The sequence below is a fragment of the Pseudooceanicola spongiae genome (genome assembly GCF_014899185.1).
In the GTDB taxonomy this organism is placed as follows: domain Bacteria; phylum Pseudomonadota; class Alphaproteobacteria; order Rhodobacterales; family Rhodobacteraceae; genus Pseudooceanicola; species Pseudooceanicola spongiae.
Genome location: NZ_CP045201.1, coordinates 597,255 through 610,658, shown reverse-complemented (window position 1 = coordinate 610,658; position 13,404 = coordinate 597,255). Strand labels below are relative to the sequence as shown.

At 62.3% G+C, this 13,404-nt stretch carries 12 protein-coding genes; 3 read left to right on the top strand and 9 right to left on the bottom strand.

What is annotated here, in order from left to right:
* Positions 1-22: 22 nt before the first annotated feature.
* The 9 genes from F3W81_RS02885 to F3W81_RS02845 all read right to left on the bottom strand — a co-directional run bounded on the left by F3W81_RS02885 (position 23) and on the right by F3W81_RS02845 (position 10,662).
* Entirely contained in the window at positions 23-481 is a 459-nt protein-coding gene (locus tag F3W81_RS02885; RefSeq protein WP_193082172.1) for a cytochrome c-type biogenesis protein, read from the bottom strand.
* Positions 478-2,439, bottom strand: coding sequence for a heme lyase CcmF/NrfE family subunit (locus F3W81_RS02880; RefSeq protein ID WP_193082171.1), 1,962 nt, complete (start codon positions 2,437-2,439; stop codon positions 478-480). The genes F3W81_RS02885 and F3W81_RS02880 overlap by 4 nt, the downstream gene beginning before the upstream one ends.
* A gap of 97 nt (positions 2,440-2,536) precedes the next feature.
* Positions 2,537-3,079, bottom strand: a complete 543-nt coding sequence (locus tag F3W81_RS02875; RefSeq protein ID WP_193082170.1) for a holin family protein — start codon at positions 3,077-3,079, stop codon at positions 2,537-2,539.
* Positions 3,070-3,684 carry a holin-associated N-acetylmuramidase gene (locus F3W81_RS02870; RefSeq protein ID WP_193082169.1) on the bottom strand — a complete coding sequence of 205 codons (615 nt, stop codon included), beginning with the start codon at positions 3,682-3,684 and terminating at the stop codon, positions 3,070-3,072. Before F3W81_RS02870 ends, F3W81_RS02875 begins: the two co-directional genes overlap by 10 nt.
* 85 nt (positions 3,685-3,769) lie before the next feature.
* Positions 3,770-4,228 carry a cytochrome c maturation protein CcmE gene (gene ccmE / locus F3W81_RS02865; RefSeq protein WP_193082168.1) on the bottom strand — a complete coding sequence of 153 codons (459 nt, stop codon included), beginning with the start codon at positions 4,226-4,228 and terminating at the stop codon, positions 3,770-3,772.
* 9 nt (positions 4,229-4,237) lie between these two features.
* Positions 4,238-5,266, bottom strand: a complete 1,029-nt coding sequence (gene argC, locus F3W81_RS02860; RefSeq protein ID WP_193082167.1) for an N-acetyl-gamma-glutamyl-phosphate reductase — start codon at positions 5,264-5,266, stop codon at positions 4,238-4,240.
* A 106-nt stretch (positions 5,267-5,372) separates the two neighbouring features.
* Positions 5,373-6,185: a glutamate racemase gene (locus F3W81_RS02855; protein WP_193082166.1), complete on the bottom strand. Its 813-nt coding sequence runs from the start codon at positions 6,183-6,185 to the stop codon at positions 5,373-5,375.
* Positions 6,186-6,230: 45 nt separating this feature from the next.
* A complete protein-coding gene (locus F3W81_RS02850) occupies positions 6,231-7,154 on the bottom strand; it encodes a lysophospholipid acyltransferase family protein (protein ID WP_193082165.1) in 924 nt (307 codons plus the stop codon).
* Between the two features lie 85 nt (positions 7,155-7,239).
* Positions 7,240-10,662 carry an indolepyruvate ferredoxin oxidoreductase family protein gene (locus F3W81_RS02845; protein WP_193082164.1) on the bottom strand — a complete coding sequence of 1,141 codons (3,423 nt, stop codon included), beginning with the start codon at positions 10,660-10,662 and terminating at the stop codon, positions 7,240-7,242.
* Positions 10,663-10,871: 209 nt separating this feature from the next.
* Here F3W81_RS02845 and F3W81_RS02840 point away from each other — a divergent pair, with 209 nt between their 5' ends.
* The 3 genes from F3W81_RS02840 (at position 10,872) to F3W81_RS02830 (ending at position 13,340) form a co-directional block, all read left to right on the top strand.
* Complete coding sequence (locus tag F3W81_RS02840; protein ID WP_193082163.1) at positions 10,872-11,792, top strand: LysR family transcriptional regulator; 921 nt, start codon at positions 10,872-10,874, stop codon at positions 11,790-11,792.
* A gap of 587 nt (positions 11,793-12,379) precedes the next feature.
* Entirely contained in the window at positions 12,380-12,706 is a 327-nt protein-coding gene (locus tag F3W81_RS02835) for a hypothetical protein (protein ID WP_193082162.1), read from the top strand.
* A gap of 304 nt (positions 12,707-13,010) precedes the next feature.
* On the top strand, positions 13,011-13,340 hold the full coding sequence (locus F3W81_RS02830; protein ID WP_193082161.1) for a hypothetical protein: 330 nt from the start codon (positions 13,011-13,013) through the stop codon (positions 13,338-13,340).
* Positions 13,341-13,404: the final 64 nt, after the last annotated feature.

Here is a 13,404-nt window from a genome sequence, read left to right as displayed (position 1 = left end):
AGCATCCCACAGAAACACTGCGTCAGTCGCGCAGAATTTCCTTCAGCCTGGCTTCTTCCTCGGCCGTCAGCCCGCTCGCCTCTCCACCAGCGCGCCCACGGCGCCGGATGAACAACGCTCCGATCCCCAGACCGATCAGCAGCATCCCCGGGCCCGCGCCCCAAAGCAGCCAGTTTGACCCACCTGTCGTCGGCATCAGCAGCACATATTCACCGTAGCGCGCGACGATGAAATCCACGACCTCAGCATCGCTGTCCCCCGCCACCAGCCGCTCCCGCACCAACAAGCGCAGGTCGCGCGCGAGATCGGCGTTGGAATCGTCGATGTTTTCATTGCGACACACCAGACAGCGCAGCCCCTGCGAAATCTCGCGCGCCCTCGCTTCCATCACAGGATCGCTCAGGATCTCATCCGGTTGCACAGCGAAGGCCGGGGCCGCCAGCGCCAGCAGCAGCGATATCGTCAGCCAGAACCGCCTCATTCCGCTGGCACCTCGCGGTGCGCACCCTTTGCCGCGCCTGCCGCCACCCGGTAGCGTCGGTCCGACAGGCTCAGCCCGCCGCCAAGTGCCATCAGCAACGCGCCGCCCCAAATCCAGCTGGCCAACGGCTTGTAATAGCTGCGCATGGCCCAGCCGCCGCCCGCCTGTTCATCCCCGATCACGACATAGAGATCGCGCAACGGACCATTGTTAATCGCCGCTTCGGTCGTTGGCATGCCTGCCACCGGGTAGAACCGTTTTTCGGGATGCATCGTTGCAATCGCGCGCCCGCCTTTCGCCAACGTCACATCGCCCATGGTCGAGACATAGTTCGGTCCCTCGACACGCTCGACCGCATTCAGCGTGATCTGGTAGCCTGCCAGATCAACCGTATCGCCCAGCTGCACGACACGGATATCTTCCTGCTGCCAGGCCAGCATGGCCGATACACCCGCGATACAGACGCCGAGCCCACCATGCGCGACGACCCGGCCCCAGTCGGCCCGCGGCAAACGACGCAACCGGGCAAAACCACCCGTGCCGGTCCGGCTCCACAAATCCGTTGCAGCCCCGACAACCAGCCATGTTCCCAGCATCATCCCCACAGGACCGAGCGCCGAGCGCCCGGATTGCATCGCCCAGACCAGCGCGGCCACGGCAATCGCCAGCACCGCCGCTGGCATCAGACGGCGCAAAACACGGCCCAGCTTGGCTCTCTTCCAGGCCAGCATGGACCCGATGGGCAAGGCCACGCCAATGGCCACCATGAAGGGCGTGAAGGCCATGTCGAAAAACGGCGCGCCGACCGACAGTTTGCGATCAAAGAACATCTCAGCGACCAACGGCCAGATGGTGCCAGTGAAGACGACAAAAGCCGCAACCCCCAGCAGAAGGTTGTTGACCACCAAAGCAGACTCCCGGCTGACCAGAGAGAACACACCCTTGGAGGTCATTGCCTCGGCCCGCGCGGCGAAGAGCAGCAGCGCGCCGCCCATGAACAGAGCAAGGATCCCCAGCAGAAACACTCCCCGCTCCGGATCGGTTGCAAACGCATGAACCGACGTGAGCACACCTGAGCGTGTGATGAATGCCCCGATCAGTGAAAAGCCGAAGGCGATGATCGCCAGCAGAACCGTCCACGCTTTCAGACTTTCACGCTTTTCGACGACGATGGCCGAATGCAGCAAGGCTCCGGCGATCAGCCAAGGCATGAAGCTGGCGTTCTCGACCGGGTCCCAGAACCAGAAACCGCCCCAGCCCAGCTCATAATAGGCCCACCAGGATCCGAGCGCGATGCCGATGGTCAAAAAGATCCAGGCTGCCAGCGTCCAGGGCCGCACCCAACGACCCCAGGCAGCATCGACCCGACCTTCGATCAGGGCGGCCACGGCGAAGGAAAAGCTCATCGAAAGGCCAACGTAGCCTAGGTAGAGGAACGGCGGGTGAAACGCCAAACCGGGGTCCTGCAGCAGCGGGTTCAGGTCATTGCCATCAAAGGGTGGCACCGCAAGGCGCAGAAACGGGTTTGAGGTGAACAGGCTGAACGCCAGAAACGCCACGCCGATGGAGCCCTGTACCGCCAGCACCCTCGCCCGCAAGGTCGGTGGCAGGTTGGTTCCGAACAGCGCCGCTGCGGCCCCAAACAGTGCCAAAATCAGGATCCAAAGCAACATGGAGCCTTCGTGATTCCCCCAGACTCCGCTAACCTTGTAGAGCATCGGCTTGGCGGAGTGCGAATTCTCCACCACCAGCCGCAGCGAGAAATCCGAGGTGATGAAGGCATACATCAGAGCCGCGAAGGAAAACCCGACCAGCAGAAACTGGGCAATTGCCGCCGTTTCGCCTGCCGCCATCCAGCCGGGCCAGCGTTTATGCGCGCCGATCAAGGGCACGAGTGTCTGAAAGATCGCGACCACGAAGGCAAGGATCAGGGTGAAATGGCCAAGCTCTGTAAACATGTCCCGGTTATAGGGCCCCCGTCGCTCCGGAGCCAATTCAAATACGCGTATGGACGCGACAGAATTGTCGCGCCCCCCTGCCGCTTTCCGCATGATTTCAGTGGCGTTGGGTCCATGCCTCCAGCGCCGCGTTGGAATCCGCTGCTTCCTCGAGCAAAGCAGTAGGCTTCGCGCCGGAGCGCAGCTCCTCCAGCCGCTGTATCGCCTCGGTTACCTGCGGCACGCGCGCCACGCTTTGAACGATGTCGCGCTGAAACTCTTGCCCTTTCGCCTGATGACGCGCCCCGAAATAAAACGACACGACAGCCCCAATCAACCACCACAGCGCTTCTGGCACCAGCGCGAGGCCCTGCATCCGCTCGGCAAACCAAACCGGACTGGCCATGGAGGACGCCATCAGCCCGATACACCCAAGCGCCATGGCCGGGCGCGGCAACCGGTTCAGGGCATCCATGAAGCGATCAAAGCCCTGCCGCGTGTCCCGGAATTCGCCCGCGTGCTGCTGCAACGCAGCGTTCACCGCGTCGTTCTCGCGCTGCGAGGCGGCCTCGGCATTGACGCGAAACACCTCCGCCGTCTCGCGCACGACGTTGCGGCCACCACCGAACAGCGCACCAAAGACCAGATCGATCAGGCCCATGCGGCAACCCTCCGCTGAAAATCCGCGTCGGTCATGTGGTAGCGTGGCGAGATGAATTCCTCTGCCCGGCGGATCCAGCCGCCTTTCCCTCCCGCGCGCGTGCGCACGTATTTCCGGCTCGACACACGTTTGTCCGCAATCTGAAAGTAATAATTGCGCCGCGCGATCCCATAGGCGTCTCGCAGCAGCTCTCCCGCGTCTTCGAACGCGGCGGCACAGGCACGAAGGGTCTGCGGGCCAATGGCACCGTCGACACTGACAGCCCAGCCCATCTGACAGAGCAGCCGTTGCAGGATCTTGACCGCGTTCGATCCGGCATTGACCTGCATGTCAAACACACTGGCCCAGAGCGGTTCGGGTAATTTCGAAATGCCGGGGCGGTGAAAATAATGATCGACGAAAATATCAACCGCCTGCTCACGGCTCAGTGTCTTCACGTCCTGCGCGTTTACGCGGCCATCATTGTTCAGATCCAGTTTCAACCGCTGCATCGTGGCCAGTGTGACGCCAAAATTTGTCGCCCCGCCGGGATCGTCGGGATCATTGGCGTAGCCGCCTTCGCGCGCCACGATTTGCTCTGCTATGCGATGTACCTCGGTGGACATGGTCGCGTCTCCTGCACGATTTTCACCGTGGCAAGGATGTGGCAATCCCGGTTAACCGGGCCTTCTGCCACCGCGCGCTTGTCGCTCAGCTGCCGGCCTTGCTGCCTTCGGAGGGCTTGTAGACGCCCTGTTCCTTCAGCGCGTCGACGACCTCTTTCGGCATATAGCTCTCGTCATGTTTGGCAAGGATTTCTGTGGCTTCAAAGACACCGTTGATGTAGCGTCCGGTGCCGATCATGCCTTGCCCCTCGCCGAACAGATCCGGCAGGATACCCTTGTAGACGACGGGAACCGAGGCCCCGCCATCCGTCACGGCAAAGTGAATCACCTCGCCCGCGTCGCGCGTCAGAGTACCCTCTTCCACCAGCCCGCCGATGCGAAACCGCTCGTTCGGGCTGGGGGCCTGGGCCATCACCTGACTGGGCGAGCGGAAGAAGTTGATGCCGTCCTGCATGGCATAGCCCACCAAGGCGGTGGAGCCTGCCAGCGCCACGAAAGCCAGAACGATGATCTGGATCCGGCGCTTCTTCTTCAGCCCGCGCATCAGCCGACCTTACGGGAACAGCGGGGCCATCATCAGCCCCTCTGTCTCAGGCAGCCCAAGCATCAGGTTGGCATTCTGAATCGCCTGCCCGCTGGAGCCTTTGCACAGGTTATCCAGTGCAGAGACCACGATCGCACGCCCGCCGATACGATCCCCTGTCACCCCGATATGCACGAAATTCGAGCCGCGGATATGGTGGGTCGAGGGCGTCTCGCCAAACGGCAGAACCACGATGAACGGCTCATCGGCATAGGCGTTTTGCAGCGCGGCGTGAATGGCTTGCGCCTCGCCCTTGAGGTAGGCGGTGCACAAGATACCGCGGTTTGCAGGCATCAGATGTGGGGTGAATTGCACCTTCACATCGCGCCCAGCCAGTTTGGAGAACTCCTGATCGAACTCGCCCAGATGCCGGTGCGTGCCGCCAACAGCATAGGCATTGTAGCCCTCACTCAGCTCGGCGTGCAGCAGGTTTTCCTTCAGGCTGCGCCCGGCGCCAGAGACAGCGCATTTCATGTCGAGGATGATCTCGTCGAGGTCGATGACGCCAGCTTCGATCAGCGGACGGATGGTGAACTGACCCGTCGCGGCGTTGCAACCGGTGCCGGCCACGAGACGCGCAGCGGCGATCTCGGTCCGGTAGAACTCGGTCAGGCCATAAACCGCCTCGCCCTGCATTTCGGCCGCGGCGTGGGCATTGCCATACCATTTCTCGTACTCTGCCGGGTCCCGCAGCCGGAAATCCGCCGAAAGATCGACGATCTTCAACGTTTTCGGCAGATCACGGATCACTTCCTGGCTGGTTTTGTGCGGCAGTGCGCAGAAGGCGAGGTCGATCTGGTCAAAGTCGATCTGATCCACGGTCACCAGATCCGGCAGCCCGAGGTGTCGCAAATGCGGATAGACCGAAGCCATGCTCTGCCCCGCCTTGGAATTGGCGGCCAGGGCGGCAATCTCCATCCCCGGATGGGTGGCGATCAGACGGATAAGCTCGGCCCCGGTATAGCCCGAGGCGCCGATGATAGCGATCTTCTTGGTCATGGTTTCCCCGCAACAGCGTAAACGAGACTTACATGCGGCATGGCCCGCATGCATTCAAGACGTTTCGGTGGCGCGCGGCCCAATGGCAACAACGCGCCGCCAGCCCTCAGGCCGCGTGAAAGTCGATCCGTCGGCGCAGGAATTGCGTCGCATGGGTCGATACCCGGCCCGGATTGCCCGTGGTCAGGAACATCGACACCTCGCCCGGGCCACGCATCTGCGGGCGGCGGATCAGGTAATCGGCCAGTGACTCGGCCACGAGGTTGGCCTGACTGTAGACCGAGACATCGGCCCCGAGCGCCGCCTGAAACACCTCCTGCAACAATGGATAATGGGTGCAGCCAAGGATCGCGGCCTGTGGTTTCGGCATCTTGCGCTTCAACGCCTCGACATGGGATTTCACCAGCGCCTCGGCCAGGATCATGTCGCCTTCCTCGATCGCATCGACCAGACCGCCACAGGCCTGTGCCTCGACATCGACACCGATGGCGCGGAACGCCAGTTCACGCTGGAACGCCCGGCTGGACACGGTCGCGGGCGTAGCGAACAGCGCCACATGCTCCACAGCGACGGCGCGGGGTGGCGAATTGTCACCCCATTGCCGTTCTGTCAGCGCCTCGATCAGCGGCACGAAGACGCCGAGCACGCGCTTGTCCTGCGGCACCCAGCTTTCCTGCATCCGGCGCAGAGCGGCGGCGCTGGCGGTGTTGCAGGCCAGAATCACCAGATCGCAGCCGGCGTCGAACAGCCGCTGCGTGCCCTTCTTGGTCAGCTCCAGAATGTCATCGGCGTCGCGCACACCATAAGGCGCGCAGGCGTTGTCGCCGTAATAGACAAAGGGCACCTCAGGCAGCCGCTTTGTGCAAGCATCTAGCACGGTCAGCCCGCCCAGACCCGAATCGAAAATCCCAACAGCCATGTTCTGCGCCTGTCTTGATGTGCCGCGGGATCTGCGCCCCGCAGTCTATTGTGCCCGATATTTGGTATCAAATTCAAAGCCGTAGTCGTAAGTTTCCAGCGGCTTCGGCGACAGTTCATAGGTCGCTTTGCGCAGGAAATCCATCATTGCTTTCGTATCGCCCGAAAGCCCGAGCAACACCGCTGGCGCTATCGGCTCCCCGATCACAGCATTCACCGGCAGATCGATCCGCGTCTTGAATTCGCGCAGCAGCAGGCCCATGCGCAGGGTCGAATGCAGGTGGCTGGCGATCTGGAACAGCCGAGAGGTCTGCCCGTCAAAGAACACCGGCACCACCGTCGCGCCGCTTTTGGCGATCATACGAGCGGTAAAGCCGCGCCAGCCGGGGTCCATCGGGTGCGAAAAAGGCCTGATCGCTGTGCTGACGGTACCACCGGGAAAGATCCCCATCGCGCCGCCCTGCCCGAGGTAGCGCAGCGACTCCTTGCGGGTTTCAAGGTTCATCGCCACGGCCTCGCGCGTGCCGTCAAAGCTGATCGGCAGGATTACCCGGTCCAGATCGCTGGACTTGTTGAAGACCCGGTTGGCGAGGATGCGAAAATCGCCGCGCCGCTCCTGCAGGATATGCCCCATCATCAGCCCGTCGAGGATACCGTAGGGATGGTTTGCGATCACGATCAGCGGCCCGGTGGCGGGGATATTCTCCAGCGCGCCGCCGATCACGTTCAGGCTCAGCCCGTAGCGCTCCATGATGATCGACCAGAAATCGCGCCCGGCCTCTTCCATGTCACGATCATAGCCATCGGCGCGCCGGATCAGCGCATGCCGACCGAGCGCGTTTTCCATGACGCGGATCACCGTCCGCCCACCGCGCGTTGCGGCGCTATGGGCATAGGACAGCTCGCGCGCGATCTGACGCCGGGTCGGGGCGCGCGGGCCATCGGGATTGGGCAGGACATTCACAGTCATGGCATCGGGTCCGGACTATCTGCAGACATTTCAGGTTCTCTAGTCGCCTCCCCGGATTCGTTCCAGCATTGTCTTAAGATCCCCCTTATTCGGCTGCGGCCCGCACAGGTCCGTGTTGCAAACTGGCCAGCAAAGCCTCTCTCTGCTTGGCTGCCTTGGCCTCGTTCGCAGCCTTCACCGGCCCATAGCCGCGGATCGACAGCGGCAGTTCGGCCAATGCGAGGGCCGTTTCGTGCTGTTCCGGCGCAAAGCCCGCCAGCAACAGCTCCATATCCGCCTCGAACTGGGTGATCAGGGCGCGCTCCATCTTGCGCTCCTCGGTGCGCGCGAAGATGTCGAGCCGTGTGCCGCGCAGTACCTTGAGGTGCGACAGCACCGACAACGGCACCCCCATCCACTGGCCGAAGGTACGCTTCACCGGCAGCCCGTCCTGCCCGGTCTTCTCAACCACCGGCGGGGCGAGGTGATAGGTCATGCGGAAATCACCCGAGAACTCCGCCTCGGCCTTTCTGCGGGTATCGCGCAGCAGCCGGGCGACTTCGTATTCGTCCTTATAGGCCAGCAGCTTGTGATAGCTTTTCGCCACCGCCTCCTTCAGCGCGGGGTCGGTGAAACGCTCCACCGCCGCGCGGTAGCGGCGGGCGAGGGCCTTGTTCTGATAGGCCGTCAGATGCGTCTCGCGGAAGGCAATGCGCTCCTCCAGCGTTTTCGGGGCGGCGGCGGCCTTCGGGGTCAGCAGCGCCTCGGCCTGCTCGGGATAGAGCACCGCCCAGCGGCCAATCTCGAAGGCGCGCTTGTTGGCCTCCACCGCCTGCCCGTTCAGCGTGATCGCCTGAGAGATCGCATCATAGCTCAGCGGCACCAGCCCCTTTTGCCACGCCGCGCCACAGAGCATCATGTTGGAATAGATGCTGTCACCCATCGTCGTCTTCGCCAGATCCGAGCTGTCGAACAGGCTCAGCCGGTCGTTCAGGCGCGCCTGCAATTGCAGCGCCAGCCGGTCGGCGGGCAGAGCGAACTCGGTATTGCGGGTGAAATCGCCGGTGATGATCTCATGGCTGTTCACCACGCCGCCGGTCTTGCCGGTGCGCGTCAGCCCCAGCGTCTTGGACCCGGCAGAGACCACCAGATCGCCACCGATCAGCGCATCCGCCTCGCCGGTGGCCACACGGATGGCGTTGATCGCGCCGGGGGTTTCGGCCAGCCGCAGGTGGATATGCACCGCGCCGCCCTTCTGGGCGAGGCCCGCCATCTCCATCATGCCCGCGCCCTTGCCGTCGATCTGCGCGGCCTGCGCCAACACGGCGCCGATGGTGACGATGCCGGTGCCGCCGACGCCGGTGAGGACGATATTATGCGTGCCGACAATCGGCGCGATCTCGGGGCTCGGCATCTCGGGCAGCTCAAGCGCGGCGGTATCCGCGGCCTCCTTGCGCACCACGGCGCCCTCCAGCGTCACGAAGCTGGGGCAGAAGCCCTTCACACAGCTGAAATCCTTGTTGCAGCTGGACTGGTCAATCGCCCGCTTGCGGCCCAGCTCCGTCTCGACCGGGACGATGGAGACACAGTTCGACTGCACACCGCAATCGCCACAGCCTTCGCAAACGTCGGTATTGATGAACACCCGCTTGTCGGGATCAGGGAACTTGCCCTTTTTGCGACGGCGGCGTTTTTCAGCGGCGCAGGTCTGCACGTAGATGATGGCGCTGACGCCCTCGATCCTAGTGCAATCCTTCTGCACGCGCTCCAGCTCGGCCCGCTCGCTCAGCTTGACCTCTTTGGGGAACAACGTCAGGTCCAGCTCTTCCTTCTCGTCGTACACCGCCTCGACATGGGTGACGCCCATGGCCAGCAGTTCGCGTGCGATGCGATAGGCGGTCAACCCGCCCTCATTCGCCTGGCCCCCGGTCATCGCCACCGCGTCGTTGAACAGGATCTTGTAGGTGATGTTGACGCCACTGGCCAAAGCCGCCCGGATCGCCTGCACGCCGGAGTGGTTGTACGTCCCATCCCCGAGATTCTGGAACACATGGTCGCGGGTGGAAAACGGCGCCTCGCCAATCCAGTTTGCGCCCTCGGCCCCCATATGGGTGAAGCCCTCGGTCTTTCGGTCCATCCACTGCACCATATAGTGACAGCCGATCCCGGCATAAGCGCGGCTGCCCTCTGGCACCTTGGTGGAGGAGTTATGCGGACACCCCGAACAGAAGTACGGCAGCCGTGCCGCAATATCGGTGACATTGTCGTTGCGCCGTACCTCGCCGAGGGCCGACAGCCCCGCCTTGATGCGGTCGGTGTCGCGCCCCTCCTCGATCAGGATCGCGCCGAGGCGTTCGGCGATCATCACCGGGTCCAGCGCCAGCTTGGTCTGAAACAGCTCCGGCCCGTGCATATTGCCCGCGCCACCGCCCTTGTGCCAGCCATAGACGCGACGGCCCCGGCGGTCGTCAAAGATCGCCTCCTTGACCTGCACCTCGATCAGCTTGCGCTTTTCCTCGACCACGACGATCAGATCCAGCCCCTCGGCCCACTCGTGAAACGACAGCATGTCCAGCGGCCAGACCTGCGCCACCTTGTAGGTGGTGATGCCCAGACGCTCGGCCTCGGCTTCATCCACGCCCAGCAGGCTCAGCGCATGTTGCAGATCCAGCCAGTTCTTGCCCGCCGCGACAAAGCCGATCTTGGCGCCGGGCTTGCCCCAGACCCGCTTGTCGATCCGGTTGGCGCGCGCGAACGCCTCCGCCGCGTAGCGCTTGTAGTCGATCATCCGCGCTTCCTGCGCGGGCGGGGAATCTCCCAGACGAATGTTCAACCCGCCCTCGGGCATGTCGAACTCTGGCAGGGTGATCTGCACGCGTTCAGGATCGCCATCGACAACGCTGGTCGCCTCAACCGTGTCCTTCATCGTCTTCAGACCGACCCAGAGCCCGGAAAACCGGCTCAGCGCATAGCCATAGATCCCGAGGTCCATGATCTCCTGCACACCGGCGGGGCTGACGATGGGCATATAGGCATCCACCAGCGCCCACTCGCTCTGGTGCAGCACGGTGCTGCTCTCGCCCGTGTGATCATCGCCCATGGCCATCAGCACGCCGCCATTGGCCGCCGTCCCGGCCATATTGGCATGGCGCATCGCGTCGCCCGACCGATCCACCCCCGGCCCCTTGCCGTACCATAGGCCAAAGACGCCGTCGAAACGCCCCTCGCCGCGCAGCTCGGCCTGCTGCGCCCCCCAGAGGGCGGTCGCGGCCAGATCCTCGTTCAGGCCCTCCTGAAAGCGTATGTCGTGTTCGGTCAGAATTTTCTGCGCCCGCAACATCTGCTGATCCACTGCCCCCAGAGGCGAGCCGCGATAGCCGGTGACAAAGCCTGCCGTATGCAGACCCCGTGCCGTATCGCGCGCTTTTTGTGCCAGCATAAGCCGCACCAGTGCCTGCGTACCGTTCAGCAGCACCGGGGACTTGGTCAGGTCGAACCTGTCGTTCAGGCTGATCCGAGGTTGAGTCATAATAGTGCCTCCCCTGCCTTATTATAGAGCAAGGTTAGGTCACAAAGGGTGACCTTAGGAAGTAAATTTCAAAAATTTCCTGTTACTGCACTATAGTCATCGCTATGTGGACCCCAAGAAAATGGCCCTACCCCCGTTAACACTGGCGTTAGCCGTTTATGCGATGAATAATTGCGCGGACGTCAGAACCAACAGCAGAATTGAGTAATATGGACTGGGACAAGCTCAGAATATTCCACGCAGTCGCGGATGCTGGCAGTCTCACACACGCCGGGGATTCCCTGCATCTGTCACAATCAGCCGTCTCGCGTCAGATCCGCGGTCTTGAGGAAAGCCTCAACACCACCCTGTTTCACCGCCACGCACGCGGGTTGATTCTGACCGAGCAGGGCGAATTGCTGTTCGATGCCACGCGCTCGATGGCAAAACGACTCGATACAGCCACCGCCCGGATCCGCGATTCCGAGGAAGAGGTCTTCGGAGAGCTGCGCGTCACCACCGCCGTCGGCTTCGGCACGCTGTGGCTCGCGCCGCGCCTGCCCAAGCTCTACGACAAGTACCCCGACCTCAAGATCGACCTGATGCTTGAGGAACGTGTGCTCGACCTGCCGATGCGCGAGGCCGACGTGGCCGTGCGCATGAAGGAACCCTCTCAGGCCGACCTGATCCGCAAGCGGCTGATGTCGATCCGGATGCGCTGCTATGCCAGCTCCGGCTACCTTGCCAAGATGGGCCGCCCCGAACGGCTTGAGGAACTCTCCTCGCACCGTCTGATCTGCCAGGCGCCGAGCGCGCCTCAGGTTTCCGCCGGGGCGTCGCTGATCAACCGGCTGCTGGCCAATGACGTGCACTCCAATCTGACCGTCAACAACTACTTCGGCGTGTTGCAGGGCGTCATCCATGACCTTGGTATCGGCGTGCTACCCGACTACCTGATTGAGGATTTCCCCAATCTCGAACGGGTCTTTCCCGATATCGAGTCGGTCGAAGTCCCCGTTTTCCTCGCCTTCCCGGAGGAGCTGCGCCATTCCAAGCGCGTCGCCGCCTTCCGTGATTTCGTCCAGGAAGAGATCATCAGCCACCGCCGTAACCTGCGTGAGCTGCGCGAACGCACCCCCGACGACAACTGAGCACGACACATACCAGACCGGCAGCCCCGCTGCCTGTCTGGTACACGGCCCAGCCCTATCGCCGCGACATCTGCGCGCAGATATTGGCCTCAGAACCACCACACCCCCGATACATTGCGCGGCTCCGCACAGCCGCGGACCCTTGCAGGCTTGGCGCTGGCAGGATCGCGCCGTCCGCCCTTGCGCAAGACGCATGGCAGGCATGTCAAACCGGCGGTATTTTCGGACTTGATCGTTTCAACTCCGACGCATATTTCAGCGTTCGACGGTGATGCTGCTTACCAGCGCATCATCTTCATACCTCCCTGTTGGACTTGGCCGGACTTCGTGTCCGGCCTTTTTTTTGTTCCCCGAAAACATGTCATAAATATCCCCCGGTGCCAGGCCGGTCGATTCGTGCTGTCAGACGTCAACCGCTCCCCAACCTGCTGTACTGCCGGTCTCGGATTTCAAGGGGGGGGACCCTGTGCGTTTTTGCAAACTGAACTGTTCATCTCGGCAGGTGGCAGAGAGCATGCCCGCGTCATAAATCCTTCACAGACGCCGAGACGGGAACGTCCGGCGACACTCTGAAAAGGATTATGATTATGACCACGTTTACAAAAATTCTCTCCGGTGCTGCTGTTGTTGCTCTTCTGCCGCTGTCGGCTTTCGCCAACACCAATGCAGAACAGAACATCACCTTCCAAGGCACCGGCCGTAACGCAGCCGCCGTTGCAGCCGATTCCGGCACGACTTCGGTCGAGCGTCAGTACACCTACGACAGCCGTGGCCGCATCGTGCCCGCCACCCCCGGTGATACCCCCCTCGTCGTGACCAAAGGTACGGGCGTCGTGTCGAACTTCACCTATGACCGTCGCGGTGACTTCGTGCCGGCGCACAATGACGGCGCTGTGGTTTCGAACTTCGACTGATCGACCCAACGACAGATCGGTCGCAGAACGCGACGGATCACTCTGCTCCGGGATCGGAGCCCGAAAGGGGATGCGGCGTGCCGCGTCCCCTTCTATATGTCCGCTCCCTCCAAACGCCGCATCAGCCGACAGGAACGGAATCGCAGGCGCTGCAGCGACATCGCATTTGGTTCCCATTTCCGTCTGTGCATATACGCATCCCGGCTGTTCATCTCGGACCATACAAGACCACCACTGCCGCACCTAGATCCATAACAGACGCCGAGACGGAAACGTCCGGCACGAGACTGAAAAGGAAAATGTTATGAACAGCTTTACAAAAATCCTCTCCGGCGCTGCCGTTGTTGCCCTTCTGCCTCTGTCGGCTTTTGCCAACACCAGCGCAGAACAGAACGTCACTTTTGAGGGCACCGGCCGCAATGCCGCCGCTGTGGCGCAAGACTCCGCCGCCACCTCGGTTAAGCGTCAGTACACCTATGACAGCCGTGGCCGCATCGTGCCCGCCACACCAGGTGACCAGCCGTTGATCGAATCCAAAGGCAAAAGCGTCGTCACGAACTTCACCTATGACCGTCGCGGCAAAATCGTGCCGGCCCAGAATGGCGACCGCGCAAAAGAGACGCTTTTCGATTGAACGACCCAAAGACAGATTGATCGCACAGGCGATTGATCACTCTGCCCTTCAATAGGGGCCTGAA